This window comes from Dellaglioa sp. CoH-56-MRSF-11, assembly GCF_056782135.1.
Genome location: NZ_JBXAYE010000076.1, coordinates 1 through 316 on the forward strand (window position 1 = coordinate 1; position 316 = coordinate 316).

The window sequence follows — 316 nt, forward strand, 5'->3', positions numbered from 1 at the left end:
GGGTCTTCTCCCTGCGTCATCGCCGTCATCCGCAGCTGGTTATCGGCCGCACGCAGTTCGGCCATGCGTGGCCCATATTCCGTGACCATGATCAGCCAAGGCAGCATTTCACTAACGGTGCGCACCGAGTATTCGAGGTAGACCGCAGGAAGGTTCTTCAGGACCGCTGCACAAATCGCGCGGAAGTAACGGGCGAACGGCCTAAACGCGCTGAACCCGGTATCCAGAAAGTGCGACCAGTACACACCATCCACGTATTGCTCGTCTTCTTCAAACGCGTCCACCGCAAACTGGAACCACGTGAGCGGGTCGTTCG

Annotated in this window: 1 protein-coding gene; it reads right to left on the reverse strand. The window is 58.5% G+C overall.

Translation table 11 applies throughout. The features are described from left to right. On the reverse strand, positions 1 to 316 hold a 316-nt coding region (locus AC1RPT_RS07905; protein ID WP_481763004.1), incomplete at both ends, for a hypothetical protein.